A 22939-nucleotide genomic window follows, 5' to 3' on the forward strand; every position below is an offset into this window, starting at 1 on the left:
TGGAAGATACTAAATACGCTTCGAATGTAGCTTAATTAATCACGGGCTCTATATCATAGGCCGATCCTATTGAATAGATGTGTTTATGGATGGCCGCAAGGATGTGTACTTAAAATGAGCAATAGCGCCCATGGTGGTGTTGGGCTTTCCGGCGGGGACGGCCACGATGGCTTGGGTTTTGGGAGGTGGATGTTTTAAGACTCGGAATCAAGTCGCTCGTCGACAAGAACCACTCAACCCATATTTCCGAATGGCTAAGTAGAACCCTTAGCAGTCATCGATAAACTACTTCTAAAAGGAGTACCATGAAAATCACCGGCTCATCCGATAATTTATTGGTTAAATTTCAGGCTTTATGTAATTTTTAACCATGAATACCTATTGTCAACTTGTTCCGACCCCATTCTCTGGCACTTGAAAGCTATTTAATTATTGGAATTAAGTTGTCCACATGCGGCTAATACGTCATCGCCTTTAACGCTTCTTATTAAAGTAGGGATTTTAAAAGTATCTAAAACTTCTTTAAACTTTTCAACTTTATCCAAACTCGGGCGCTTGTAATGTGATCCCGGGTATGGATTGAAAGGAATTAAGTTGATATAAGCACTTTTGCCAGCGAGTAACATCCCGAGTTGCTCAGCGTCGTTTGGTGAATCATTAAAATCTTTTATTAGTAGGTATTCGTAAGTAATAAATTGTTTTTTATTTAAAGGTATCTTGTCAATATAGGTCAATACCTCATCTAGTGGATATTTTTTATTAATGGGAATAAGTTCATTTCTCTTTTCTTCAAATGGCGAATGAAGAGACAATGCAAGGTTCACTCCAGGGATTTCCTGGCTCCACCTTTTAAGTCCAGGAATATAACCGGCTGTTGAAATAGTGATTTTTTGGACACCCACTGACGTTCCGTGTTGAGATAAGAAAATTTCACACGCTTTTTTAACAGCATCAAAATTATGTAAAGGCTCGCCTTGCCCCATAAAAACAATATTTATAATCCGCTCTTCTCCAGGTCTATTTGTCGCCAACCAACGCCAAGCCTGCAGGAACTGGCCAACAATTTCATTTGTGGTCAAATTCCTTTTCAGCCCTTGTTCTCCGGTAAAACAAAACGAACAATTCATTGCGCAGCCAACCTGTGATGAAAGGCAAATTGAATATTTATTGTTAAACGGGATTAGGACGGTTTCAACCTTATGATTGTCTTTAAGCTTAAAAAGAAATTTTACCGCTCTATCTTTTTTTGACTCATAAACCGTATCAATTTCGGGCAGCGAAAAGTCGAAACTGTTCTCAAGAAAGGCTAACGCCAATTTAGAAATTTTATCACGCCACTGAGTGGTTTCTTTTTTCTTATAATGCCAATTGAAAAGTATAGCGGATACTGACGGGTTTAAGTTATTTTGATTTATAATCGCCTCTAAATCAGAATAGCTTAGGTCATAAAAAGACTGCTTCAAAAGTTTCTCCTGGCATATTAATAATTCAATGACTCATTTTCTTAGGGGATCTAGCAGTGGCTTAAGACCGTTATGATCAATTTCCTGCATCAAGGCCAATAGCCGGCCCAATTCACCGTTTGGAAAGCCCTCGCGTGCAAACCAGTTAAGGTAATGGCCAGGCAAATCCGCGATGACTCGCCCCTTGTATTTGCCGAAAGGCATAGCAAATGTGACTAGCTTTTTTAAGTCTTCCGAATTCATGATGGTGGCTCGAAATCAACCAATTTAACTGGCGCTAGTGTAGACAATGACTTGTCGTTACTTGTAACGGGATCGACACAGGCTTATCCACAGATTCTGTGGATTAAATTTGGGCACTATGGTGGATGGTTTATTCCTTTTCGTTATCTGAAAGCACCGTGTATTCGGCGGTAATACTGTCACCCTCTGTACCGTGCATGGTTTGTTTCTGCGCAGATTTCATCATACGCCATGCTTTGAATCCCAAAATCTCAAGAGGAATCAGCAACGGCAAAAAACACGGAAAAGACTAGTGTTTCAACGATAGCACCGGCAATCATAGCCGGAATTGCCAGGATGTTGGAAATGCTAGAATGGGAATTTTTTTCAACCTGATTTTCAAGTCGCTGCTGAGATTTTTCCGAGGTACTGATATGAATGGTTCGCTTGTGGATTTTGAACATAGGCCGGGCCAAAGATTGAAGACGGATAGACCGTGTTGGACGAAGGTGTCGTCGCCCGCACGATGGCGCAAGCAGTGCAATAGTATTTTACTATTCGCCTAATCGAAAGCCGGCATTATAAGAGCTATGTACTGTCGAATATATTTTGGCAAACAGCATGAGGTATACGGTGATGAAGACAATGCCCATTAGCAAAGCGTTTACGCTGATCGAGCCTGGCCCTGTTGTGTTGATTACGACAAATGATGGCGAGAAGAATAACATCATGACCATCTCTTGGACGATGGTCATGGATTTTTCACCGAGATTTGCCATAACGACGGGATACTGGAATTATTCGTATAACGCGCTTCGGAATTCCAAAGAATGCGTCATTGCCATACCAACGGTAGATCTAATAGATCAGGTGGTTGGGGTGGGGACTTGTTCCGGTGCCGATACGGATAAATTGGAAAAATTTGGACTAACCCCACTCAAGGCAAAGCAGGTCGCGGCGCCATTGATCAAGGAATGCCTGGCAAATATTGAATGCAAGGTGATCGATATCGTCGAAAAGCACAATATCCTTGTCCTTGAAGGTGTTGAGGCCTACTTTGATGAACCCCGAGAAGAGAAGCGAACCATTCACGCAATCGGTGATGAGACCTTTATAGTCGATGGAGACAAGTTGGACCGACGGGAAATGATGCGTTCGAAACTTCCAGAGGGTGTCTAAAACTGAAAATCTTGAAAATGTGGCGTTAACAATTGGAGCTGTCGGGTGGTTTTTCGATGTCCAGCCAAACCCGTCATTCCACCGAAACAGCGCGAAAAAAACGCGTAGACTTGTGTATTCAAAGTTAGATAACACAATGTCAGTCGCGGTGCTTGACGTCTACTACCGGAAGGAGGAAGCGCGTGCAGCTTGCGTATTGGCTGACTCGTGGGCAGCGCCAGCGCCAAATTCGAGGTATGTTCAATTCATTGAGAAAGTTGAGCCTTACGAGCCGGGAAGTTTCTACCGGAGAGAGTTACCATGCCTGATGGCCGTGCTCCGATTGTTGCCTGAGACTCCAGACGTTGTTGTTGTCGATGGCTACGTTTGGCTACCCCCATTAGGTCGCTCCGGTCTAGGTGCATATCTGTACGAAGCCCTTGGAAAAGCAACACCTGTGATTGGGATTGCCAAGAGCTCGTTCGCCGGTACTGAAGCTTGTGCCTTTGTCATTCCAGTTCATCGGGGCATGTCAAAGCGTCCTCTTTACATTACCGCAGCTGGAATTGAGGTCGAATCGGCAGCACAGTGGGTACGTGGAATGGCAGGGAAGTACCGAATCCCAGAGTTGGTACGAATGGCTGACCAATTAGCCAGAGGGAAGCTTTGAGACCAGAGCAGAACAGTGTAGCCTCCCCTCTCCATCAAACAGACTTCAAACCAGCTACGCGGGTTAGCCGCCGATTATATTGAATGTCGAACGGTGACGTTCTGGATTGCAACCGCCATCATACTGATATTGTTGGTTGTCGGAGATTGGCAGAACTTGCTCTGTCAAAATTCGACTCAAACCCGGCATACGACTTTCTCCAAAGCGGTCGCATGCCCAAACATCGTTTTTCGGATTTCGCTTCTACGAAGCAGCCTTTCGTGGTCTCCGGCAGTCGGCCAAAACCGGACTGCCGGGCTTAAGACGTCAGCGACAAGACTTGATTCGTTAGCTGCCGGTTATTTTAATTTAGATTCTTGATTGCAAGAACTGCTTACGTTTCAGCAATTTCGATATTTTGGCGTGGTGAATGCAGCGAGAGTGTCGTCTCATTTACTGTGTCAGGTTTTTTACACCAACAAAATACTTCATAGAGGCATTGACCCAAACAAATAGGGGAGTTCGGGCAAGTCTTATATCATCATAGTACGATTTAAAGTGTCAGTTTTTTTTACATCACCTACTTTATTCCAGTAAAAAATTAAATAAGTAGAATAAGTATATCGTTATATCCCTGAAATACTTGAAAATAAATTAATGAGCATAGAATATGCGGAACAAACGAATGTACTTAGGAATAGTAAAAATGTTCAGGCTATTTCTAGTATGTTGTCTGGCGTTCCTATTATCTAAATAGCGGACGTCTGCGTTGCTCTCTTGACTGACAGCACTTGAATAGCTGACAGCCTGACAGTATTTCTATAGTTGCTTGATTGCTAGACTGGGTAACCTGGCAATGCTGCCAGTGGTGAGAGCGCCGCGTAAGCATGAAACTCTCCCGAGTAAGGCCTAGTTTGCTGTTCGGTAATGCCATGGATGCGAAATAATGCTGTTAATATTTAACAGGCATAAATTGCTTTACACAAAACGATTTTTTCAATTTACGCAAGGATAACCTCATGATTAGGGCTCTAAAAACATCAAGCGCTGCTTTGATACTTTTGTTCTCAGTAAACAGCTACGCCTCGTTTAGTACGTTTACCGACTCTACAGCTTTTCATACGGCAATTAGCGGCTACTCAGCATCAACGCTGAATTTTGACAACAGTGTTGCCGGCACTACCATTGCTAATGGCGGCACGTTGGGTGGCATTACCTTTACTTATCCTGACCTCGCTGCGCTGGGCATATCGATGCAAATTCTCGATACCTACTCAGCCACGTCCGGTGCTAATTATCTTGGCACCGATTCTGGTGGGGCGTTTTTAGGCGGTGATAGTTTCCAATTAAGCTTCGCGCCGGTTTTTGCGATTGGGATGTTTTTTCTCAGTGGCGATGAATTGTTCGACGACGATATTTCATTAACCGTCACGAATGCGTCCGGAACCACACAGGCGTTCTTATCGAGCAGCTACGAATCAACCTTAGCAGATGGTAGCTTAGTTTACTTCCTGGGTCTGCTTGATGAGACCCATACTTTTAGCAGTGTCGATGTGGCTTCAACTTGCGACGGTTGTTATGAATTTAACGTCGACGATATCACAACCGCTGTTCCCCTGCCTGGAGCATTCTGGCTGTTTTTGGTGGGCTTAATGCCCCTGTTACGCAACCTAAAAGCCAAAGCCTAAACGCGCGCGAATTCTACAGTGGTAGTTAGCAACATTTTCACCGGTCGTAGTTCAAAACTAGCGCCATTACAGACCAACTACGGCAACCACACTAAGCCTTAACCCACCCATGAAACACAAACCAAGCACGATGATCAAATCCTGTTTCCTCATCCTGACCTTACTGTCAGTTTCTTTTACAACACAAGCACGCGATTCCCTGGCGGCATTGCGCAACGATTTAAATGCCGCCGTTACCAAGTTACAAGACCAGCAAGACCAGATTACTGCGCTGCAAACGCAGGTTGACAGCTTAACGCCAGACATCTACGCCATCGGTGACACCGGCCCAGCCGGCGGCATCGTCTTTTATATTACCGATGCCGGTGCTCATGGCTTGGAAGCCGCACCTGAAGATCAAGGCGTGGCACAATGGGGATGTTTTGGTCAATCTATAACGGGAGCCGATGGCACTGCAATCGGTACCGGCGCCCAAAATACCGCCGATATTCTGGCCGGCTGCACCGAGGCAGGCATCGCGGCGCAATTAGCGACTGACTATGCTTGGCCAAACGGTCAAACAGACGGGTATTTGCCGTCAAAAGATGAGTTAAATGTGTTGTATCAACAAAGAGCCGTGGTGGGTGGTTTTGCCCTTTACTACTACTGGAGTTCGTCGGAGTCCGCTAGCAGCAGCGCGTGGTACCAGTACTTCCTCAGTGGCAACCAGGCCAACGCCATGAAGTACAACACGCTCAGAGTTCGTGCGGTCCGGGCTTTTTAACTATTTAACCCTTTAACACTTTTCTTTCCCGCGTAGCGGGCGATGTTTTTATGCCATGGCGCTGTATTCACCGGTCGTAGCCGCACAAAACTAGCGCCATTACAGACCAACTACGGCAACCACACTAAGCCTTAACCCACACTGGAGAACACCATGAAACACAAGCCAAGCACGATGATCAAATCATGCCTCCTCATCCTGACCTTACTGTCAGTTTCTTTTACAACACAAGCACGCGATTCCCTGGCGGCATTGCGCAATGATTTAAATGCAACCACTGCAAACGTATCGTCGTTGCAAACACAAGTCAATGCCTTAACACCAGACTCATACGCAATAGGCGACACCGGGCCAGGCGGTGGTATTGTGTTTTTTGTCTCTGATGACGGAAAGCATGGCTTAGAAGCCGCGCCGGAAGACCAAAGCACAGGCATACAATGGTTCAATGGCAGTTTTATCGCAACCGGTGCGGTTTGGGACGGTATCAACGGTGAACGTAATACTGATCGCATTATAATTAGCCAAGGTGGTGGCAGTTACGCCGCTCTTCTCTGTGCAAATTATACGGGGGGTGGTTATGGTGACTGGTATTTACCGTCAAAATTTGAATTAAATTTGTTATATCAACAAAAAGACCTTGTGGGTGGTTTTGCCACTCTCCTCTACTGGAGCTCTACGGAGCTCGCTAGCAACCTCGCGTGGGCCCAGTCCTTCTTCGATGGCCTCCAGGTCACCAGCCCTAAGGGCAACCCGCTCAGAGTGCGTGCGGTCCGGGCTTTTTAACTATTTAATCCCTTTAACACTTTTCTTTCCCGCGTAGCGGGCGATTTTTTTTGAGCCATGGCGCTGTATTATGACTTGCCGGTTTACCGGGATACCTATCAATTGATCCTGAAGATTTTTGAAGTCACCAAGGATTTCCCCAAGGAGTATAAATATACCCTGGGACAGGATATGAAGCGTGACGCCCTGCAACTGGTCAGAAGCATATACCGCGCCAATAAATCAGCCCAGAAAAAAGAGCATCTGGAAAAATTTTTAGATGAGTTTGAACTGCTCAAGCTGGAAATACGCCTATGCGCCGATATGAAAGTACTGTCGTTTAAGAAGCAGGCCGAATTGACGGTATTAATGGACAGCATAGGCAAACAAATTACCGGCTGGCGTAATGCCAGTCAGTAAAACGCCGGAATGGCTGTGGCTATGGTGACAGCCAGTGAGCATGCTTTTGTTTAAAAGCGATAAAGGGACTGTTCTTTTTGAGCAGTTAAGCAACATAAGCGCGAGAGGCCTTGCGCTTATTAAAACGACTTTATAAAACGTGGTGGGTGGTTTTGCCAATGACAACTACTGGAGTTCGTCGGAGAACGCTAGCAACAACGCGTGGAACCAGAACTTCAACAATGGCAACCAGAACAACAACACTGAGAACAACACGCTCAGAGTGCGTGCGGTCCGGGGTTTTAAACAAAGCTAACGTTAGACATGCGGGCAGCGATTGTCCTTGCTGCCCGTGTTTACTTAGGGATTAAAGCCTATGCAGCAACTATCCTTGTTGGATCTGCTGCAAGACTTAAAGCCAACCCTGGCGCTAGCGGAATTGTTTGAAGCCTATGCGAATTGCCGTAGCACTAAACGCAATACCCTCAATGCCCTGGCTTTTGAAATGGATTATGAAGTCAATCTGCTAAAACTCTGCGCTGAAATCAATGACGGCAGTTACCAGCCGGGCAAATCCATTGCCTTTATTGTCAACAAGCCGGTTAAGCGAGAAATATTCGCCGCCGACTTTCGTGATCGGGTGGTGCATCATCTGATCATCAATAAGCTGAATCCGCTGTTTGAGAAAACGTTCATCCATGACAGTTATACCTGTCGCAAAGGCAAAGGCACGCATTTTGGCATCCAGCGTGTTGACCGATTCATCCGGCAATGCTCGCAAAATTATACGAAAGATTGTTATGTGTTAAAGCTGGATATCCAGGGCTTTTTTATGCACATTAACAAAACCCTGTTGTTTGCTGTAAAAACCAGCCCAAATCCGCAGTTATTTGCCGAATAGTAAAATTCCTCCACGTTATCCCCCAGCCTCAAATAGCCTGCTGAAAAAATCGTGATGGAGGGTTTTTTCCGAACTCGACTCATCAATAATCAAGCAAAGCATCACGGTCAGCGGTATAAAGAGCGGTGTCGTTGAGAGAAGGTATGACGCCACCAAGATTTGACGGTCAACACTGACGCCATACCCCCAAAACCGTGCCGAAGCACGATCCTCAGTGTGACATATCTGGGGAATAAATCCAGCCCTCATCGGCCTTTTTGTCGATGTGCCGATCCGCCCGCCTTTATCATTGTCACCGTTGTCATACCCAGGTCATCATCTGCTCAAGTTGTGATCGTGGTCAGCGTTATTGCACCCACGGATGCGCCGCGTCCGCTCGTTTAGACTCCCGCAGGCGCGCCGGGAAAAAATATCAGTGCACCCGCTCAGGACGCTTCCATAATGCCAGCCGTCAACAACGGTTTCGGGAACGACAGAAACAAAAAGTAACGCATCAGGGTTCCTTACCGGTGACCGCTCATGATGTACTGAAACGTAAGCGCACCGGACTCGAAAAAGCCGAAACCATCGAATTCATGGCCGGTGATTTGCGTTGTCACCATTGCGGTGCTCTGTGTGCGCCTTGGTTACGCCGGGATTTTGTCCATGCCGGCCGGATTTTACCTGTATTCCGGAACCGATATGCTGGTGAGGGGGGATGATGACCATCAATAAAGACATTGAAGCGAAAATACTGCGGTATCATTTTGTAGAGCAGTGGCGAGTCGGCACGATTGCCACCCAGTTAGGCATCCATCATTCCGTTGTTGACCGCGTGTTATCGCAAGCCGGCCTTCCGAAGGTTGAACGCTCGCCGCGACCATCGATCATCGATCCGTATTTACCGTTTATCCGGGAGACCTTGGCGCAGTTTCCGACCCTGACGACCGCCAGGTTGTATGAGATGGTGAAACAACGGGGTTATCCCGGCGGCACCAGCCTGTTCCGCCAACGCATCAGTCAACTGCGGCCGCGCCGACAGCCGGAAGCCCATTTGCGCTTAAAGACCTTACCCGGTGAACAAGCCCAAGTCGATTGGGGACACTTTGGTTCGATTCAAATCGGCAAAGCCAAACGACCGTTAATGGCGTTTGTGATGGTGTTAAGTTGGTCGCGGCAAATCTATTTGCAGTTTTACCTCAATCAACAAATGGAAAACTTTTTACGCGGTCATGTGGCGGCGTTCGAGGCCTGGAATGGCTTACCCAAGGTGCTGCTCTATGACAATCTCAAGTCGGCCGTGCTGGAACGCCAAGGCGACGCCATCCGTTTTCATCCCACGTTGCTGGCCTTATCCGCGCATTATCGCTTTGAGCCACGCCCGGTCGCCGTCGCGCGCGGCAATGAAAAAGGCCGTGTGGAGCGGGCGATTCGTTATATCCGGGATAACTTTTTTGCCGCGCGACATTTTCAAACACTCGAAGAACTGAATCATCAGGCCGATCAATGGTGTCAAGGCGTTAGCGGCGAGCGGCGCTGCCCGGAAAATACCGAACTGACGGTGAAGGAGGCTTTTCATCAGGAGCAGCCAAGTTTGCTCAGTCTGCCGGACAACCCGTTTGATACCCGTGAAAGTAAACCGGTCATAGCCCGAAAGACGCCTTATATCCGCTTTGACTTGAATGATTACTCGATTCCGCATCAGCACGTACAAAAACCGCTGACGGTGATCGCCGATCTTAAGCAGCTCTGCATCCTAGATGGCGAACACATGATTGCCGAACATCGACGCAGTTTCGATAAGGCTAAGCAAATCGAAGATGAAAACCATATTAATGCCTTATGGCTGCAAAAAACCAACGCCAAGCAGCACCGCGGGCAAGACCGCTTAAGCGCCGCTTCCGCGCATATTCCCCTTTTTCTGCAGCAAGCCATCCAACGGGGCCATGTGTTAACCACCACCCTCCGCTTACTGAACTAGCTATTGGATGACTATGGCCGAGACGAATTGCACAGCGCGCTCGACGAAGCGCTCAAACAGCAATCGCCCTACCCGCAAACGGTGCAACAAATCCTGGAACGCCGGCGTGATGAAAAACGGCAACCGCCGCCCCTGGCTGTCGCGGTACCCGATAAAGTCAAGCCGTACTGCGTCAAAGCGGTCAACCTGGCTGACTATGACCAACTCAATCCCAGTCATGAGGACGGCCCGGTCAATGACAGCGAAACAGAGCAGGACAAGGACAAGGAGAAGAAGAAAAAGAAAGCGCAAAAGAAAGAACCAGAGCCAGAGAACGCTATAACAGCGATAACCAAGGAGGAAAACCATGATTGATGCCGACCAACTCAAGCAACAAGCGATTGAGCTCAAGCTTCATGGTGTGCAGGCGCATTGGCATGAACTGACGCAAGCACAGTATCCCTGGCTGGAAACCCTATTAAACTGGGAACGGCAAGAGCGAAAACAACGTTCACTGGAGCGCCGTTTAAGTCACGCTAAACTGGGACGCTTTAAACCCTTAACCGAATTCGATTGGCAGTGGCCGGATAAAATAGATCAAAACGCGATCCATGCGTTAATGCACTTGGATTTTTTAACCGGCGCCAATAATATCATCCTACTGGGCGGTAACGGCGTGGGCAAATCAACCCTGGCGCAAAACCTCGGTTATCAAGCGGTGATGCACGGCCATACGGTCTTGTTCACAACGGCCGCCAACATGCTCAATGACCTGGCCGTCCTGGACAGCGACAACGCACTGCGGCGAAGAATCAAGCACTACGCCAAACCGGCTTTGTTAATCATCGATGAAGTCGGCTATCTCTCCTACAGCAACCGCCACGCGGATCTGCTGTTTGAAATCGTCAATCAACGCTATGAACAACGGTCAACGCTGGTCACTACCAATCGCCCGTTCGCCGAATGGAACGACGTCTTTCCCAATGCCGCTTGTGTCGTCTCTCTGGTTGACCGGTTGGTTCATCACAGTGAGATCATCGCGATCCCCCTGTGCCAATATGACCTGAGACACTTACCCCTCGGAAATTAGAGTATAAAGGTAGGCCAGAATCATGAGCAAATCAAAAGCAGAGACCATGGAATCACCACAATTAACTGCGCCGGAGGTCGCGTTGGAAGACGCCCGTAGGGCGGCTGGAAACGCGACCTCCGGCGCGCGGCCCGATCCGGAGGTGGTTGCCACCGCCCAGCGCCGACAATTTACCAGCATCGACAAGCGCCGCATCCTGGATGTCGCTGATCGCTGTACTCAGCCGGGTGAGATTGGCGCCCTATTACGCAAAGAAGGGATTTACTCCTCCCAATTAGCCACTTGGCGCAAACAGCGTGCTGCCGATCAGCGTGCCGCGCTGGCTCCGCAAAAACGTGGGCGCAAGGCCGACCCGGCTCAGGCCGAGGATCGTCGTGTTTACCAACTTACCCAGGAAAATGAGCGCCTGCGTCGCAGACTCGCTCAGGCCAATGCCATTATTGATGTCCAAAAAAAACTTTGCGTCTTGTTCGGACTGCCGGCGGACGAGACGCCGAGCGAGTCCAACTGATGCAAGCCCTTAACCAGTTGGCCCCGGAGGTCGGCCTGGCTCCGGCTTGTGCAGCCCTGAATTTGAACCGCAGTTCGGTCTATCGCGAGGATGCCCGTCGGCGCCACCTGGCGCCTGTGCCGGTAACGCGGGTGCCTCGTCCGTCCGCCCCGCTGGCTTTCTCGACTAATGAGCGGCAGCAACTGCTGGAGGTGCTTAACAGCGAACGCTTCGCCGACTGCTCGCCGTATGTTGTTTATGCCACTCTGCTGGACGAGGGGCGCTACATCGGCTCGGTACGCACCTTGTACCGTGCTCTGGAGGCGGACGGCCAGTCAGCGGAGCGCAGGCGCCAACGGATGCACCCGGTCTATACCAAGCCTGAACTCCTGGCCACCGCGCCCAATCAAAAGTCTGGAGCTGGGATATTACGAAACTCAAAGGCCCTGCTAAATGGACCTGTTTCCACCTGTATGTGATTCTGGATATTTTCAGTCGCTATGTCGTTGGCTGGATGGTCGCCCCGCGGGAAACCGCCGAACTGGCCGAGCAGCTGATCGCCGAGACGGTGGCCAAGCACAACATCCCGCCGAATACGCTGACGCTGCATGCCGATCGCGGATCCAGCATGCGCAGCAAGCCCGTGGCTGCCTTACTGGTCGATCTGGATGTCGCCAAGACCCATAGCCGCCCTTATGTCTCGGATGACAATCCCTATTCTGAGGCCCAGTTCAAAACCCTGAAATATCGGCCTGATTTCCCCGTCCGCTTCGGCTGCCTTGAGGATGCCCGCAGCCATTGCCAACGCTTCTTCCCGTGGTACAACCAGTCCCATTGCCACTCGGGCATCGGTTACATGACCCCGGCCACCGTCCATTTCGACCAAGCGGCTACGGTATACCAAGCACGCGCAAAAACCCTGGAGATTGCCTTCCTCGCCAATCCAAAGCGATTCAAAGGAAAGTGCCCTTTGCCACCTAGCTTGCCTAACGCCGTTTGGATTAATCCGCCTATTAACACAAAGGAGAACCTCGACTCATAAATACACAACAATTAGACACTAAATAAATCAACTTGGTGTCTCAATGTCATTGACACATTCCGGATCGAAGGACAATCGTATCGCATGAAAGAGGCCAAAGAACAGGCGACGGAACGACGCCGCAGACAACAGGGGGCCGCCCAATGGAAATACTGAGAATCACCACCCATTGGACACCGGAAGAAGCCGATTGCGTCTATCAGTTCCTGGATGAGTTGAAAGAAGCCATTTGGGAACATTATGGTGAGGATATCCTGGACATGTACAAAACAATACCTGATGAACAACAGGCAGGACATGAGGAGAGCGATTTTAATGATGAGATCCCGTTTTAGCGGGGCGTTTTATAATGCTTTGAAGATGTGCCGTCCGCCGTATTTTTTGTTGTTATCCTGCGGCAAATAGTTGCGGGTTTAGGTCGGCGTTAACACTGGCAATCGCCACATTTAATACGAGGTTTATGGCAGAGCTTCGGATGCCATTCATTCAAACAAACCGGAGAATAACCCGGTTTTCCGGTTTTACTGCTTACGAAGCGTTTAGGATAAACATCCTCGCGGCCTTTGAATAAAGTGCGAAATAGTTTGATTTTATCCTGGCGAGACGACTGATGAGTTACCGTTGAATTATCGCCACGTTGTTCAAAGCTGTCGATTTGTTCTTTGCGTTGCTGCTTGAGCGTCGCCAATGTTTGAGCGAGGGATGCGCGCTCGGTGTCCAAGGCATGGAGCCTTTTCTCTAACTCAGCGATCTCTTGTTCGAGGCTGTTCATAGTTGGTCAGTTTTGGGGGTCATTATAGATATTGCCGTCAACCCCAAGTTTATCCATAAGTTGATTGCGGATATGATTAATTCTAGTTTGTCAGATTATAACGCCACCCGATCAAGAGTTGTTGATGTATAATAAGCCTCTGTTTTATATAGATAATTCACGGTATGACGTGAAAATTCTAAACTCCCTCTCAAACAGGCCCTGCAAGGCTTACCAGAAGCCCTCAGCGCGCATTTGGCCCCTTATGCTTCGTTTTTCGCCTCCCGCACGCGCGACCTCTCTAGCGCGTTTATGGGCTATATGTTCGGCATCTTCCAATCCGATCGGGTCAACATGCTGCGCATGAGCGAAGTCAACGCCACCGATCACCAGTCCATGCAACACATGTTGACCGAGGGTGTGCAGATTGGGGCGGTCTCGGTTGCCAAGTGGCCCAGGAAGCCGACGCGTTACTGGGCGGCGATGATGCCGTGTTGCTGTTCGATGAGAGCGCCATTGCCAAAAAAGGCGAGGCCTCTGCAGGCGTCGCTCGGCAGTGGAACGGCCGTCTCGGCAAGGTCGATAACTGCCAAGTCGGCGTCTTCGCCGCCCTCTGTCGCGATGATCTGGCCACGCTGATCGATACTCGCCTGTATCTACCGCAGTCCTGGGCTGAAGACGCGGCACGCTGCAAACGGGCCGCGATTCCACCCAAGGCACAGACCTATCACAGCAAAAGCCAGTTGGCCCTGGCCATGCTAAAAACCGCCCGGCAGCGCGGTGTGCGCTTCGGCTATGTCGGCGTGGACGGTGGCTACGGTAAAGAACCCGCCTTTTTGCGGAGTGTCGATCAATTGGACTGCCGTTTCGTCGCGGATGTGCATTGCCACCAAATGATTTACCTCAACGACCCCGACCCGCAAGTTCCGGCCTGGTCGGGACGCGGTAAACCTCCCGCCCGGCGCAAAGCACAAAACCCGGCCATGCGTGTCGATCACTGGGTGGCTGAGCAACCCGCCGAGGCCTGGCAACGCTTGACCTTGCGTGCCGGCGAAAAAGGTCCTCTGACCGCCGACTACTTGCATACGCAGGTCTGGGTCTGGGATGGCGTCGAAGACCAAGCCCGTTGCTGGCGTCTTTTGGTGCGAAAGGAAGTCGGCGCCGACAAAATCTCGCACTACTGCCTGTCCAATGCGCCGTTGAATACCCCTTGGCAAAAACTCGCCAGGGTCCAAGCGCAACGCTATTTCATCGAGCACAGCTTCCGCGAAGCCAAGAGCGAAAGCGGCCTGGCCGATTACCAAGTACGTCGTTGGGACGCCTGGCATCACCACATGGCCGTGGTCATGCTGGGCACCTTGTCCCTGGTCAAACAAAAAAAGACTGGCCGCCAGCAATGGCCTATGCTCTCGTTCAACGATCTGGTCACCGCCTTGGCGCATCTATTGCCGCGTCGACAGTTGAGCGCCGATGAGCTCGCCAACGTCATTAACAAGCGCCACCGACTACGAGAGCAAGCCATGAAATCCCGCTCGACGTTCGGAGGTCGCCCTTGAGTAAATATGACAAAGTAGAATTAAGCGTGTAAACGTAAGTTCCGGCCTCTTTGTTCAATTTGCCGCGATTCAACGTAACCGGCACCAAAAATAACGGCGCCAGCCGCGCTTTATCACTGTCATGGCTTTCGTACCATTCCAAAAAGCCGAAGGACAAATACAGAATATTGCCCCCTGTTTCCTCTATCGCCGTTTCCGCCTTGTTCCGAAGCGACCTGAGCCGTGTTTCCATTTCATAAGTGAACAACAACGTTTGGATGGCTTTATCTTGATACTTGTCCGGTGCGTCACTTTCGAGCGGTTCGGGCAACTCGTAATCCGTCTTGATGTTTAACCATTTAGCCCATTCGGCGGCTGTAGGATCTTTTTTAACGCGAACCTCTTGCTCGGTCACAGCGTCGATCTTCACATAACCTGCTTCGATTAGCTGCTCCCGGGTCGGCTCGGGGATAGGCAGAAATTCCAATTCCTCTTCAGCCAACAATAAATTACATAACTGATCCGGCAATTCATCGACGATCCTGATGTAGCCGCCACGTCCGTGGCTGAAATTCAGCAACCGATTTCTAGCCGTCAGGTCAAGCAGTCTATTTCTAATTTGTTCAAGCGAATCAAGACAAAAGTTAATAATCGTCAGTCCTTTTATAGTTATTATTTAATATTGTTCTGTAGATATGCCTTGAAATCTTCGGCGGCATGTTTGCGGTGATAGCCGGTTTCCAGTAAGCCTTTGTCGAAATAATACAGCCAGATTTCTAGTGCGCTTCTTTTGCCATAATCGCCTTCATCGACGCCATCCAGATAATCTTCAGGATCATAGATCCAGTGATCCGGATGCCAGTTGGCTTTGGCATAACGTTTACGCATCAACCAATCCCGCCGGTAGGCATAAGGCAAAGAATCAAGGTCAGATATAAATCCTTTGCCTTCGCAAAAGACATCAACCGGACCTTGTTTCCAACTGCCTCGAATAAAAACCCCTTGATTTAAGGTCATCGCAATGCAAGCGGCAAGGCCTGCTCGGCATTTGTAGTATTTATGCGACCAACCATTACAAAGGTGATAACGGACAATGGCCCCATCACCCAGGCTAGCGATTTCTTCCTCGATCACTAACAGCGCATTTTCATCGGGATAACCGTAATTGGTTAATACCAGCTTGACCATTAGCCGTTGATCGCCCTTGGAATTCAATTTTTCTAAGAACTCGCCATAACCTTCCGGATGCTTGTAAAAATCATGCGTGTCATAAAGTTGATCATCGGCGCCTTCCAGCCATTCCAGACGAATGGAGAATAGTTCCGCCGCCGCCTGCAAAATTTCGTGAGTTAAATGCGCAATTAGTTTTTCATCGCTGGAAACGGAGTCCAGGCTCAAGCCCTGACCGAAAAAGCGCGGAATCTGGTTGCGGTGGATGCCGTGTTTTTCAAACAGTCGAACAAAGCGGCTAGCGACCGTATCGGGAGCCTGTATCGCTTGATCATCAGCCGTCCCTTTTTTGATTCGATCCCAAATGGATAAGGCAGCATTTATGTCAGATAAACCGAACATATCATTATTCTATTCTATGAAAAAAACCGTCCACACTAACCTGACCGTCATTCCGGCATGGATTGCCGGAATCCAGAAACCAGGGATGGCTGGCACTGAATACATCCTTGTAGTCTGGATGTCGGCAATCCCTGCCGACATGACAACTTAACTTAATGGCAGTGATGCGAGTATGACGTATGAAACCAACTAGGCTATCGCTTGTTCGACAATGGCGTCGGCCAAGTGAATTTGAGTGGTCTGGGCTTTGTTGATTTGGGCTTGTAGCTGGTCGCAGAGCGCCATTAGTTCATCGACTTTGGCGACGATGCGGTGTTGCTCCGCTTCAGGTGGAATTGCAAACACAAATTGCGACATCTTGGTTGCATTGACGTTTGGAACACCTACAGAAGTCGTATTTAAACCAAGATAGGATTGACCTAGCGGGCTCATTAACATAAGCAGCACATATTCCGGCACCATTGGTTTAGATAGGCGAATTCGAATTAGATACGCACTTGGGATTGCAGCTATATCCAAATTAAATATTGCCATTGTCCCGATACTGCCAGATCTTGTGATTAACAAGTCGCCCTTTTCTAGTCCATATAGAGAAAGCTTAGACTCTTCCACAAGAATCTCTGGTGGGTCCTTCAAAAGGATTTTTCCATCGGAAGTCATATCCGTTGTTCGAATTGTCGGATATCCACCATGCGCAACATATTCATCCTTTCCAAATCTTGGCCCGTAAAATGAATCAAGCCAGAGATCACCCAAGCGAGACCATTCCCATCCGTCCATTATTTCAAAAAGCTTTTCATCATCCACTATTTCCGGCAAAATCTTCTGCTGTTTGGTCTTCCCTTCCTTAACCAAGCGCGCCTTTTCCTCGACAATCTTCTCGAGCAACACACTGGCCGGTTCGTCATTGGGACCTTGAGGGACGAGTTTGCCCATGACGGCGAGATGCAGGATGGTTTGTTTGAGTTGGGCTATGCTGTGTTCGGTGGTGAACAGGGTGTCGAAGTGTTCGGACAGGACGGCCCAGTTTAGCGCCAGCTGTTCGGCATTTTCGCTGTCGGTCAGCGTTTTCAGCAGGGTTTCAACCAGTATTTGATGCGCGGTGATGCTGTCGGTTTGCTGCTGCTCCAGTTGGTCGCACAGCGCCATCAGTTCATCGACTTTGGCGACGATGCGGTGTTGCTCAGATAATGGTGGTAAAGGTAAGGGGTTTCCAGCAAAAAACTCTTTTGGGAGTCGTTTTTGACCAGCGGTTCCTGTCATCTTTGTTTCGCCAATCAACAAAAACTGAGGCGCTTTTAAAAAAAGCAGAATATACTTGGGGTTCAATGATCGATTGTAAGGTCTAGCAATATGAAGCTCAGTTGTCCCTGCACCTATTCCATTGCGAAGATTTGAAAAAACAACCGCTTTGCTATTTTCGAAACACGGTGTAATTTTTGCCAATGTCACCATCAGCAAAATGGGTATAACCTTTTTTTATTGAGCCCTAATTTCTTGTTCATGCTCCCCGGAATGAGAACTAGAAATCAAAGGCATAGGAATAAAAGAGGTTTCAATATCATCTAGTGCATCATTTCTTGGATTGATCTGAGAAATATTTCCAAGCCTTGTCCATTCCCATCCCTCAGGCAATTCAAAAGGTTTTTCGTCCTCACCAATTTCCGGCAAAGCTTTCTGCTTTTTGATCTTCCCTTCCTTGACCAAGCGCGCCTTTTCCTCGGCAATCTTCTCCAACAGCACGCTGGCCGGTTCATCATTTGGATCTTGCGGCACCAGCTTGCCGCGCACCGCCAGTTCCAAAATCAGCTCGCGCAGCTTCTTAATGCCGTAAGCCGTTTGCTTGTTGTTCGCACCTCTGCCGGCGGCCGATTTGTTTTCCAGCGCCGCGGTCCAGACATCTATATTAGTGGCGATCAAGTTATGCATTATTGTGTTTCATCAGCTATCACATATTCAAGCAGCGGCTTTGGGCCGTTCACTTTCACCCAAACCCACTAAGTTAAACCGTCATGTCGGCAGGGATTGCCGACATCCAGACTACAGGGATGTATTCAACGCGTACCATCCCTGGTCACTGGATTCCGGCAATCCCTGCCGGAATGACGGCGTTGGTCGTTACGTTAAATTTTTCCATAAATCCCGCCATTCGGGGTTGAGTTGTTCTATCAAACGAATTTTTGCAGTTCTTGACCATTTCTTGAGTTGTTTCTCTCTTTGGATTGCACTTTCCATCATTTCGTGACTTTCATACCAGACCAAGTTATGAACCCCGTAACGCTTGGTAAAACCTTCTATCATGCCTGTTCGATGTTGATATACTCGCTGAATTAAATTCGAAGTTACACCGATATAGAGAGTGCCGTTTCTTTGGCTCGATAATATGTAAACGCAGGGTTGTTTGTTCATTAATGTTTCCGTGTTACTTCCCTGTATACTGGATTCCGGCAATCCCTGCCGGAATGACGTTGTTAAATTCTTTCATGCCGTTTAACTGGGTTCGCCCGGTTTTAGCGCCTGTTGCAAAATATCTTTGATTTGCCTGCGGATGTCGGTCATGGCCTGTTGTTGCTGGGCATACTGTTGCAGCAATTCCTGCGGGTCGTGGCTGACTTGTTCGCCGATGTGCGGGTTCTTGATGTCCAGGTTGTAGTTGCGTTGCTTGATCTCATCGATCGAGATGCGCCAGGCCTGTTCTGTTTGTTCGCGGCTGGCAAAACCGTCGGCCTCGTCGCCCCACCAGTCGATTTCCGGCTGGAACTCCTCGAAACGCATCGGTTTGGTCTTGTTGTAGTTCTTGACGCCTTCGGGATACGGGTGTTCGTAGAACCAGACGTGCTCGGTCGGCTTACCCTTGGTGAAGAACAACAGGTTGGTCTTGATGCCGGTGTAGGGATTGAACACGCCGTTGGGCAGGCGCACCAGGGTGTGCAGATTGCATTCTTCCAGCAATTGCTGTTTCAAGCGGGTTTTCATGCCTTCGCCGAACAAGAAGCCGTCCGGCAATACCACGGCGGCGCGCCCCTGGTCTTTCAACAACTTGATGATCAGGGCCATGAACAAATCGGCGGTTTCGCGGGTGCGCAGGTTGGCCGGAAAGTTGTTTTCGATGCCGTCCTCTTCCATGCCGCCGAACGGCGGGTTGGTGATGATGACGTTGACCCGGTCTTTGTTACCGTAATCCTTGTAAGGACGGCTCAGGGTGTTGTCATGGCGAATCGCCGTGGGCGTGTCGATGCCGTGCAGAATCATATTAGTGACGCAGAGCATGTGCGGCATAGCCTTTTTCTCGACGCCGCGAATCGTCGTTTGAAGAATTTCTTCCTTTTTAGTATCGGATTTCACATAACAATCCCGTTTATGATCAACGGTGCAACTGAGAAAGCCGCCGGTGCCGCAGGCCGGGTCGAGCACGGTTTCTTCCAGCTTGGGATCGACGCGGTTGACGATGAAACGGGTCACGGCGCGCGGGGTGTAGAATTCGCCTGCATTGCCGGCACTTTGCAGGTCTTTGAGAATTTGTTCGTAAATGTCGCCGAAGGTGTGTTTGTCCTCGGTGTTGTTGAAGTCGATTTCGCAGATTTTGTTGATCACCTGGCGCAGCAGCGTGCCGGATTTCATGTAGTTGTAGGTGTCTTCGAACACGTCGCGCACGACCTGGGCGCGCTGGGCGGTTTCGCCCTGCATCGGCAGTTTTTCCTTCAGAGTCGGAAACAGTTGCAGGTTGACGAAATCGGACAGTTCATCGCCGGTCATGCCTTCCGGGTCTTTCGCCCAGGCTCGCCAGCGGATATGCTCCGGCAGCGGCGATCGATAGCCATCCTCTATCAATTCCAATTCTTCTTCGCGGTCGTCGAAGATTTTCAGAAAAAACAGCCAGACCAATTGGCTGATACGTTGCGCATCACCATCGACGCCGACATCCTTACGCATGATGTCTTGAATGGATTTGATGATGCCGGAAACATTACTCATGCACTTTGTTCCTGTTTAAACAGTTCCTGTTCGAGTTCTTGAATGGCGGACTGGTATTGGCTTTTGCCGCCGAAAAACTGATTGATGATTTCGACCGGCGTACCCAGGTCGCTGAACGGTTTAAGCTTCAGAATCTTGCTGTTTTCCAGGCTGCCGATGTCTTCGTCGGCATAGGTTTCCAGCAAGGCGTCGAGCACCGCCCTGGCCTGCTCGCCGTATTGGGTGAAGTAATTGCGCTTCTTGACGTTCAGCGCCCGTTCCTTGCGGGTCAAAGGGGGCTGATCATAGGCAATATGGCAGATCAAATCAAATATTCCGTAGTCCTTGCCGACTTCCTCGGCCAGGTTGTCGAATAGGATGCCGTGCTCTTCCAGCAGGTCGACGATGACTTGCTTTTTGTTGCTGTCGTTCCAGCGTTTCAGGAATTCGTCCAGCGAGGCGAATTCGGTTTGGATTTGCTTGCGAGTAAAGTCCTTGTAGGATTCGGTGATCAGCATGCCGTCCGGGCCCAGGTATTCGATGCGCTCGGCGACGATTTTGGCCGGCACGCCGCTGACGGTCACTTTGTAAACACCCGGTTGCTCTTCAATATCATCATCTCCTGGATCATCCAGCCCACCTGTGTCGGGCGGTACCGGGTCGTCGCCATCGCCCGGTTCGTAAATCACTACCGGTTCGCCGTCGAAGTCCGGGTCTTTGAACAGCTCGGTGGCTTTCTTGAAGTCCATGATGGTGAAGAAGTATTTGTTGTACTCTTCTTCGATACGGGTGCCGCGACCGATGATTTGTTTGAAGATAGTCATCGAGCTGATGGTTTTGTCCAGCACGATGAGTTTGCAGGTTTTGGCATCGACACCAGTGGTCAGCAGTTCCGAAGTGGTGGCGATGACCGGAAAGACTTTTTCGGAATCGATGAAATTGTCCAGTTCCGCTTTGCCTTCCACGCTGTCGCCGGTGATGCGCATGACGTATTTGGGATTATCCTTGGCCAGTTTGCCGGCCGCATTGACGATGGCTTTGCGCATGCGTTCGGCATGATCAATGTCTTCGCAAAAGATAATGGTCTTGGCGAACGGATCGGTGGCGTTGAGATATTTCATGACCCGCTCGGCGACCAGCTTGGTGCGCTGATTCAGGATCAGGATGCGGTCCATGTCGATCTGGTTGTAGGTGCGCTGTTCGATGTCGTTGCCCAAATCGTCCTTCATGCCTGGCGGCGGGGTCCAGCCATAGAGGTCTTTATCGATATCGATGCGCACGACTTTGTAAGGCGCGAGAAATCCGTCCTCGATGCCTTGTCTCAGGCTGTAGGTGTAAACCGGCTCGCCGAAATAGCTGATGCTGGACACGTATTTGGTTTCTTTCGGCGTGGCGGTCAGACCCAGTTGGATGGCGTTGGAGAAATATTCGAGGATTTCCCGCCAAGCCGAATCGTCGGCCGCGCTGCCGCGATGACATTCGTCGATGACGATCAAATCGAAAAAATCGGGAGAAACATTTTTGAAAATCTTATCTGCTTCGTCGGTGCCGGTAATGGCTTGATAAAGCCCCAGATGGATTTCATAGGCCGGATCGATCTTGCGGTTTTTGATTTTTGTCATCACCGAGCCGAAGGGCTTGAAGTCGTTGACCAGGGTTTGGTCGGCGAGGATATTACGATCGACCAGAAACAGCACGCGCTTGACGGCTCTGGCCTTCCATAGGCGCCAGATGATTTGGAAGGTGGTGTAGGTTTTGCCGGTGCCGGTCGCCATGACCAATAGAATGCGCTTATGACCTTTGGCGACCGCTTCGATGGCGTGGTTGATCGCTTCGATTTGGTAATAACGCGGTTCTTTGCCGAATATGTCGCTGTAGTAGGGCTGGACGATTAAATCCTGGCTTTCGTCGGCGATGCCGCGATAAGTCTTGTAGCGCTGCCAGAGTGTATTGGGTTCTGGAAAGTGTTCTAAGGCGATTTCGCTTTCGATGTCTTCGTCTTCGCCGGCCGCCTTGTTGTGCATGGCGAATGCATCGCCATTGGAACTGAAGGCATTGGGTAAATCGAGAATTTCAGCATAGCCCAAGGCCTGCTGCATGCCGTGACTGACGGTGTGATTGTTATCTTTGGCTTCGACAATCGCCAGCGGAACGCCGGGCTCCCAGGACAATACGTAATCGGCGAATTTTTTCTTTTTCTTGTTGCGGGAAGAGATATTGCCCCTGACGACGATAGGCCCGGGCGTCAAGGTGACTTCGCGCCGAATCTGTCTGTATGGGTCCCAACCGGCATCTTTGATCGCGGGGGTGATGAATAAATCGCAGATGTCCGTTTCGCTGAGTTGTTTTTTTTCTTTGCTGTCCATTGGGATGAAGTCCCTTCGATGAAATCGAGAAGATGTTATACGTTGAGCAGAATATGATTAACTTTACATCATTTTTCAGCATATTGGCGAAAACTCGCCCCTTCATTCCTCACCATTTTGATGTGAAAAAGATCTGGAAAATATTCACTTAGTACTGACTATCGACATCAGTCGACGACAATCCTAGTGAAAAGT

Annotated in this window: 25 protein-coding genes and 1 pseudogene; 15 read left to right on the forward strand and 11 right to left on the reverse strand. The window is 49.4% G+C overall.

Annotated elements, in window-relative coordinates; all coding sequences use genetic code 11:
• Positions 1-425 precede the first annotated feature (425 nt).
• The 3 genes from rlmN to ACRJJO_RS17805 form a co-directional block, all read right to left on the reverse strand.
• Entirely contained in the window at positions 426-1463 is a 1038-nt protein-coding gene (gene rlmN / locus ACRJJO_RS17795; protein WP_431064487.1) for a 23S rRNA (adenine(2503)-C(2))-methyltransferase RlmN, read from the reverse strand.
• Positions 1464-1496: 33 nt separating this feature from the next.
• Complete coding sequence (locus ACRJJO_RS17800) at positions 1497-1706, reverse strand: DUF3820 family protein (protein WP_125217289.1); 210 nt, start codon at positions 1704-1706, stop codon at positions 1497-1499.
• 251 nt (positions 1707-1957) lie between these two features.
• On the reverse strand, positions 1958-2149 hold the full coding sequence (locus ACRJJO_RS17805; protein ID WP_431066975.1) for a hypothetical protein: 192 nt from the start codon (positions 2147-2149) through the stop codon (positions 1958-1960).
• Between the two features lie 172 nt (positions 2150-2321).
• Between ACRJJO_RS17805 and ACRJJO_RS17810 the strand changes: the two genes are divergently transcribed.
• From ACRJJO_RS17810 to ACRJJO_RS17870, 13 genes and pseudogenes are all read left to right on the forward strand, one after another.
• On the forward strand, positions 2322-2864 hold the full coding sequence (locus ACRJJO_RS17810) for a flavin reductase family protein (protein WP_431066976.1): 543 nt from the start codon (positions 2322-2324) through the stop codon (positions 2862-2864).
• Between the two features lie 136 nt (positions 2865-3000).
• Positions 3001-3513 carry an endonuclease V gene (locus tag ACRJJO_RS17815; RefSeq protein WP_431066977.1) on the forward strand — a complete coding sequence of 171 codons (513 nt, stop codon included), beginning with the start codon at positions 3001-3003 and terminating at the stop codon, positions 3511-3513.
• 998 nt (positions 3514-4511) lie between these two features.
• On the forward strand, positions 4512-5180 hold the full coding sequence (locus ACRJJO_RS17820; protein ID WP_431066978.1) for a hypothetical protein: 669 nt from the start codon (positions 4512-4514) through the stop codon (positions 5178-5180).
• Positions 5181-5310: 130 nt separating this feature from the next.
• The gene (locus ACRJJO_RS17825) at positions 5311-5943 is read left to right on the forward strand and encodes a hypothetical protein (RefSeq protein WP_431066979.1); all 633 of its coding nucleotides are present in this window, start codon (positions 5311-5313) and stop codon (positions 5941-5943) included.
• A 153-nt stretch (positions 5944-6096) separates the two neighbouring features.
• Entirely contained in the window at positions 6097-6726 is a 630-nt protein-coding gene (locus ACRJJO_RS17830; protein ID WP_431066980.1) for a DUF1566 domain-containing protein, read from the forward strand.
• Positions 6727-6783: 57 nt separating this feature from the next.
• A complete protein-coding gene (locus tag ACRJJO_RS17835) occupies positions 6784-7125 on the forward strand; it encodes a four helix bundle protein (protein WP_431066981.1) in 342 nt (113 codons plus the stop codon).
• Positions 7126-7480: 355 nt separating this feature from the next.
• Positions 7481-8005 (forward strand): reverse transcriptase domain-containing protein, encoded by a 525-nt coding sequence (locus ACRJJO_RS17840; protein WP_431066982.1) that lies wholly within the window; start codon positions 7481-7483, stop codon positions 8003-8005.
• A 509-nt stretch (positions 8006-8514) separates the two neighbouring features.
• Positions 8515-8706, forward strand: coding sequence for a hypothetical protein (locus tag ACRJJO_RS17845; RefSeq protein ID WP_431066983.1), 192 nt, complete (start codon positions 8515-8517; stop codon positions 8704-8706).
• Positions 8706-9965: an IS21 family transposase gene (istA, locus tag ACRJJO_RS17850; protein ID WP_431066984.1), complete on the forward strand. Its 1260-nt coding sequence runs from the start codon at positions 8706-8708 to the stop codon at positions 9963-9965. The genes ACRJJO_RS17845 and istA overlap by 1 nt, the downstream gene beginning before the upstream one ends.
• A 3-nt stretch (positions 9966-9968) precedes the next feature.
• The gene (locus ACRJJO_RS17855; RefSeq protein ID WP_431066985.1) at positions 9969-10319 is read left to right on the forward strand and encodes a hypothetical protein; all 351 of its coding nucleotides are present in this window, start codon (positions 9969-9971) and stop codon (positions 10317-10319) included.
• Positions 10312-11034, forward strand: a complete 723-nt coding sequence (gene istB, locus ACRJJO_RS17860; protein WP_431066986.1) for an IS21-like element helper ATPase IstB — start codon at positions 10312-10314, stop codon at positions 11032-11034. The genes ACRJJO_RS17855 and istB overlap by 8 nt, the downstream gene beginning before the upstream one ends.
• 46 nt (positions 11035-11080) lie before the next feature.
• Positions 11081-12566: pseudogene (locus ACRJJO_RS17865) on the forward strand (IS3 family transposase).
• A gap of 143 nt (positions 12567-12709) precedes the next feature.
• Positions 12710-12901, forward strand: a complete 192-nt coding sequence (locus tag ACRJJO_RS17870; RefSeq protein WP_431066987.1) for a hypothetical protein — start codon at positions 12710-12712, stop codon at positions 12899-12901.
• 89 nt (positions 12902-12990) lie between these two features.
• Here the strand turns inward: ACRJJO_RS17870 and ACRJJO_RS17875 are convergent, their stop codons facing one another.
• Positions 12991-13338: a TOTE conflict system archaeo-eukaryotic primase domain-containing protein gene (locus ACRJJO_RS17875; protein ID WP_431066988.1), complete on the reverse strand. Its 348-nt coding sequence runs from the start codon at positions 13336-13338 to the stop codon at positions 12991-12993.
• A 317-nt stretch (positions 13339-13655) separates the two neighbouring features.
• On the opposite strand from ACRJJO_RS17875, the gene ACRJJO_RS17880 reads away from it, so the two are divergent.
• The gene (locus tag ACRJJO_RS17880; protein WP_431067005.1) at positions 13656-14873 is read left to right on the forward strand and encodes an IS701 family transposase; all 1218 of its coding nucleotides are present in this window, start codon (positions 13656-13658) and stop codon (positions 14871-14873) included.
• Here the strand turns inward: ACRJJO_RS17880 and ACRJJO_RS17885 are convergent.
• Together ACRJJO_RS17885 and ACRJJO_RS17890 are read right to left on the reverse strand one after the other, a co-directional pair.
• Positions 14806-15528 carry a DUF4011 domain-containing protein gene (locus tag ACRJJO_RS17885; RefSeq protein WP_431067006.1) on the reverse strand — a complete coding sequence of 241 codons (723 nt, stop codon included), beginning with the start codon at positions 15526-15528 and terminating at the stop codon, positions 14806-14808. The genes ACRJJO_RS17880 and ACRJJO_RS17885 overlap by 68 nt on opposite strands.
• Positions 15525-16424, reverse strand: coding sequence for a hypothetical protein (locus ACRJJO_RS17890; protein ID WP_431066989.1), 900 nt, complete (start codon positions 16422-16424; stop codon positions 15525-15527). Before ACRJJO_RS17890 ends, ACRJJO_RS17885 begins: the two co-directional genes overlap by 4 nt.
• A gap of 16 nt (positions 16425-16440) precedes the next feature.
• Between ACRJJO_RS17890 and ACRJJO_RS17895 the strand changes: the two genes are divergently transcribed.
• Entirely contained in the window at positions 16441-16575 is a 135-nt protein-coding gene (locus ACRJJO_RS17895) for a hypothetical protein (RefSeq protein ID WP_268745422.1), read from the forward strand.
• 38 nt (positions 16576-16613) lie between these two features.
• Here ACRJJO_RS17895 and ACRJJO_RS17900 read toward each other — a convergent pair whose 3' ends face one another.
• The 5 genes from ACRJJO_RS17900 to hsdR all read right to left on the reverse strand — a co-directional run bounded on the left by ACRJJO_RS17900 (position 16614) and on the right by hsdR (position 22744).
• Entirely contained in the window at positions 16614-17879 is a 1266-nt protein-coding gene (locus ACRJJO_RS17900) for a restriction endonuclease subunit S (protein WP_431067007.1), read from the reverse strand.
• A 24-nt stretch (positions 17880-17903) separates the two neighbouring features.
• Complete coding sequence (locus ACRJJO_RS17905; RefSeq protein ID WP_431066990.1) at positions 17904-18353, reverse strand: hypothetical protein; 450 nt, start codon at positions 18351-18353, stop codon at positions 17904-17906.
• Between the two features lie 189 nt (positions 18354-18542).
• Positions 18543-18833 (reverse strand): GIY-YIG nuclease family protein, encoded by a 291-nt coding sequence (locus tag ACRJJO_RS17910; RefSeq protein ID WP_431066991.1) that lies wholly within the window; start codon positions 18831-18833, stop codon positions 18543-18545.
• A gap of 81 nt (positions 18834-18914) precedes the next feature.
• A complete protein-coding gene (locus tag ACRJJO_RS17915; protein WP_431066992.1) occupies positions 18915-20399 on the reverse strand; it encodes an N-6 DNA methylase in 1485 nt (494 codons plus the stop codon).
• Positions 20396-22744, reverse strand: a complete 2349-nt coding sequence (hsdR, locus tag ACRJJO_RS17920) for an EcoAI/FtnUII family type I restriction enzme subunit R (RefSeq protein WP_431066993.1) — start codon at positions 22742-22744, stop codon at positions 20396-20398. The genes ACRJJO_RS17915 and hsdR overlap by 4 nt, the downstream gene beginning before the upstream one ends.
• Positions 22745-22939: the final 195 nt, after the last annotated feature.

It is taken from the genome of Methylotuvimicrobium sp. (genome assembly GCF_050611805.1).
Lineage (GTDB): Bacteria > Pseudomonadota > Gammaproteobacteria > Methylococcales > Methylomonadaceae > Methylotuvimicrobium.

What these genes read in the sequence shown, in the direction of transcription:
- ACRJJO_RS17800 (WP_125217289.1), bottom strand. Translation starts at nt 1,706, where the DNA reads ATGAATTCGGAAGACTTAAAAAAGCTAGTCACATTTGCTATGCCTTTC.
- ACRJJO_RS17805 (WP_431066975.1), bottom strand. Translation starts at nt 2,149, where the DNA reads ATGTTCAAAATCCACAAGCGAACCATTCATATCAGTACCTCGGAAAAA.
- ACRJJO_RS17810 (WP_431066976.1), top strand. Translation starts at nt 2,322, where the DNA reads ATGAAGACAATGCCCATTAGCAAAGCGTTTACGCTGATCGAGCCTGGC.
- ACRJJO_RS17815 (WP_431066977.1), top strand. Translation starts at nt 3,001, where the DNA reads ATGTCAGTCGCGGTGCTTGACGTCTACTACCGGAAGGAGGAAGCGCGT.
- ACRJJO_RS17820 (WP_431066978.1), top strand. Translation starts at nt 4,512, where the DNA reads ATGATTAGGGCTCTAAAAACATCAAGCGCTGCTTTGATACTTTTGTTC.
- ACRJJO_RS17825 (WP_431066979.1), top strand. Translation starts at nt 5,311, where the DNA reads ATGATCAAATCCTGTTTCCTCATCCTGACCTTACTGTCAGTTTCTTTT.
- ACRJJO_RS17830 (WP_431066980.1), top strand. Translation starts at nt 6,097, where the DNA reads ATGAAACACAAGCCAAGCACGATGATCAAATCATGCCTCCTCATCCTG.
- ACRJJO_RS17835 (WP_431066981.1), top strand. Translation starts at nt 6,784, where the DNA reads ATGGCGCTGTATTATGACTTGCCGGTTTACCGGGATACCTATCAATTG.
- ACRJJO_RS17840 (WP_431066982.1), top strand. Translation starts at nt 7,481, where the DNA reads ATGCAGCAACTATCCTTGTTGGATCTGCTGCAAGACTTAAAGCCAACC.
- istA (WP_431066984.1), top strand. Translation starts at nt 8,706, where the DNA reads ATGACCATCAATAAAGACATTGAAGCGAAAATACTGCGGTATCATTTT.
- istB (WP_431066986.1), top strand. Translation starts at nt 10,312, where the DNA reads ATGATTGATGCCGACCAACTCAAGCAACAAGCGATTGAGCTCAAGCTT.
- ACRJJO_RS17870 (WP_431066987.1), top strand. Translation starts at nt 12,710, where the DNA reads ATGGAAATACTGAGAATCACCACCCATTGGACACCGGAAGAAGCCGAT.
- ACRJJO_RS17875 (WP_431066988.1), bottom strand. Translation starts at nt 13,338, where the DNA reads ATGAACAGCCTCGAACAAGAGATCGCTGAGTTAGAGAAAAGGCTCCAT.
- ACRJJO_RS17890 (WP_431066989.1), bottom strand. Translation starts at nt 16,424, where the DNA reads ATGTTCGGTTTATCTGACATAAATGCTGCCTTATCCATTTGGGATCGA.
- ACRJJO_RS17895 (WP_268745422.1), top strand. Translation starts at nt 16,441, where the DNA reads ATGAAAAAAACCGTCCACACTAACCTGACCGTCATTCCGGCATGGATT.
- ACRJJO_RS17900 (WP_431067007.1), bottom strand. Translation starts at nt 17,879, where the DNA reads ATGGTGACATTGGCAAAAATTACACCGTGTTTCGAAAATAGCAAAGCG.
- ACRJJO_RS17905 (WP_431066990.1), bottom strand. Translation starts at nt 18,353, where the DNA reads ATGCATAACTTGATCGCCACTAATATAGATGTCTGGACCGCGGCGCTG.
- ACRJJO_RS17910 (WP_431066991.1), bottom strand. Translation starts at nt 18,833, where the DNA reads ATGAACAAACAACCCTGCGTTTACATATTATCGAGCCAAAGAAACGGC.
- ACRJJO_RS17915 (WP_431066992.1), bottom strand. Translation starts at nt 20,399, where the DNA reads ATGAGTAATGTTTCCGGCATCATCAAATCCATTCAAGACATCATGCGT.
- hsdR (WP_431066993.1), bottom strand. Translation starts at nt 22,744, where the DNA reads ATGGACAGCAAAGAAAAAAAACAACTCAGCGAAACGGACATCTGCGAT.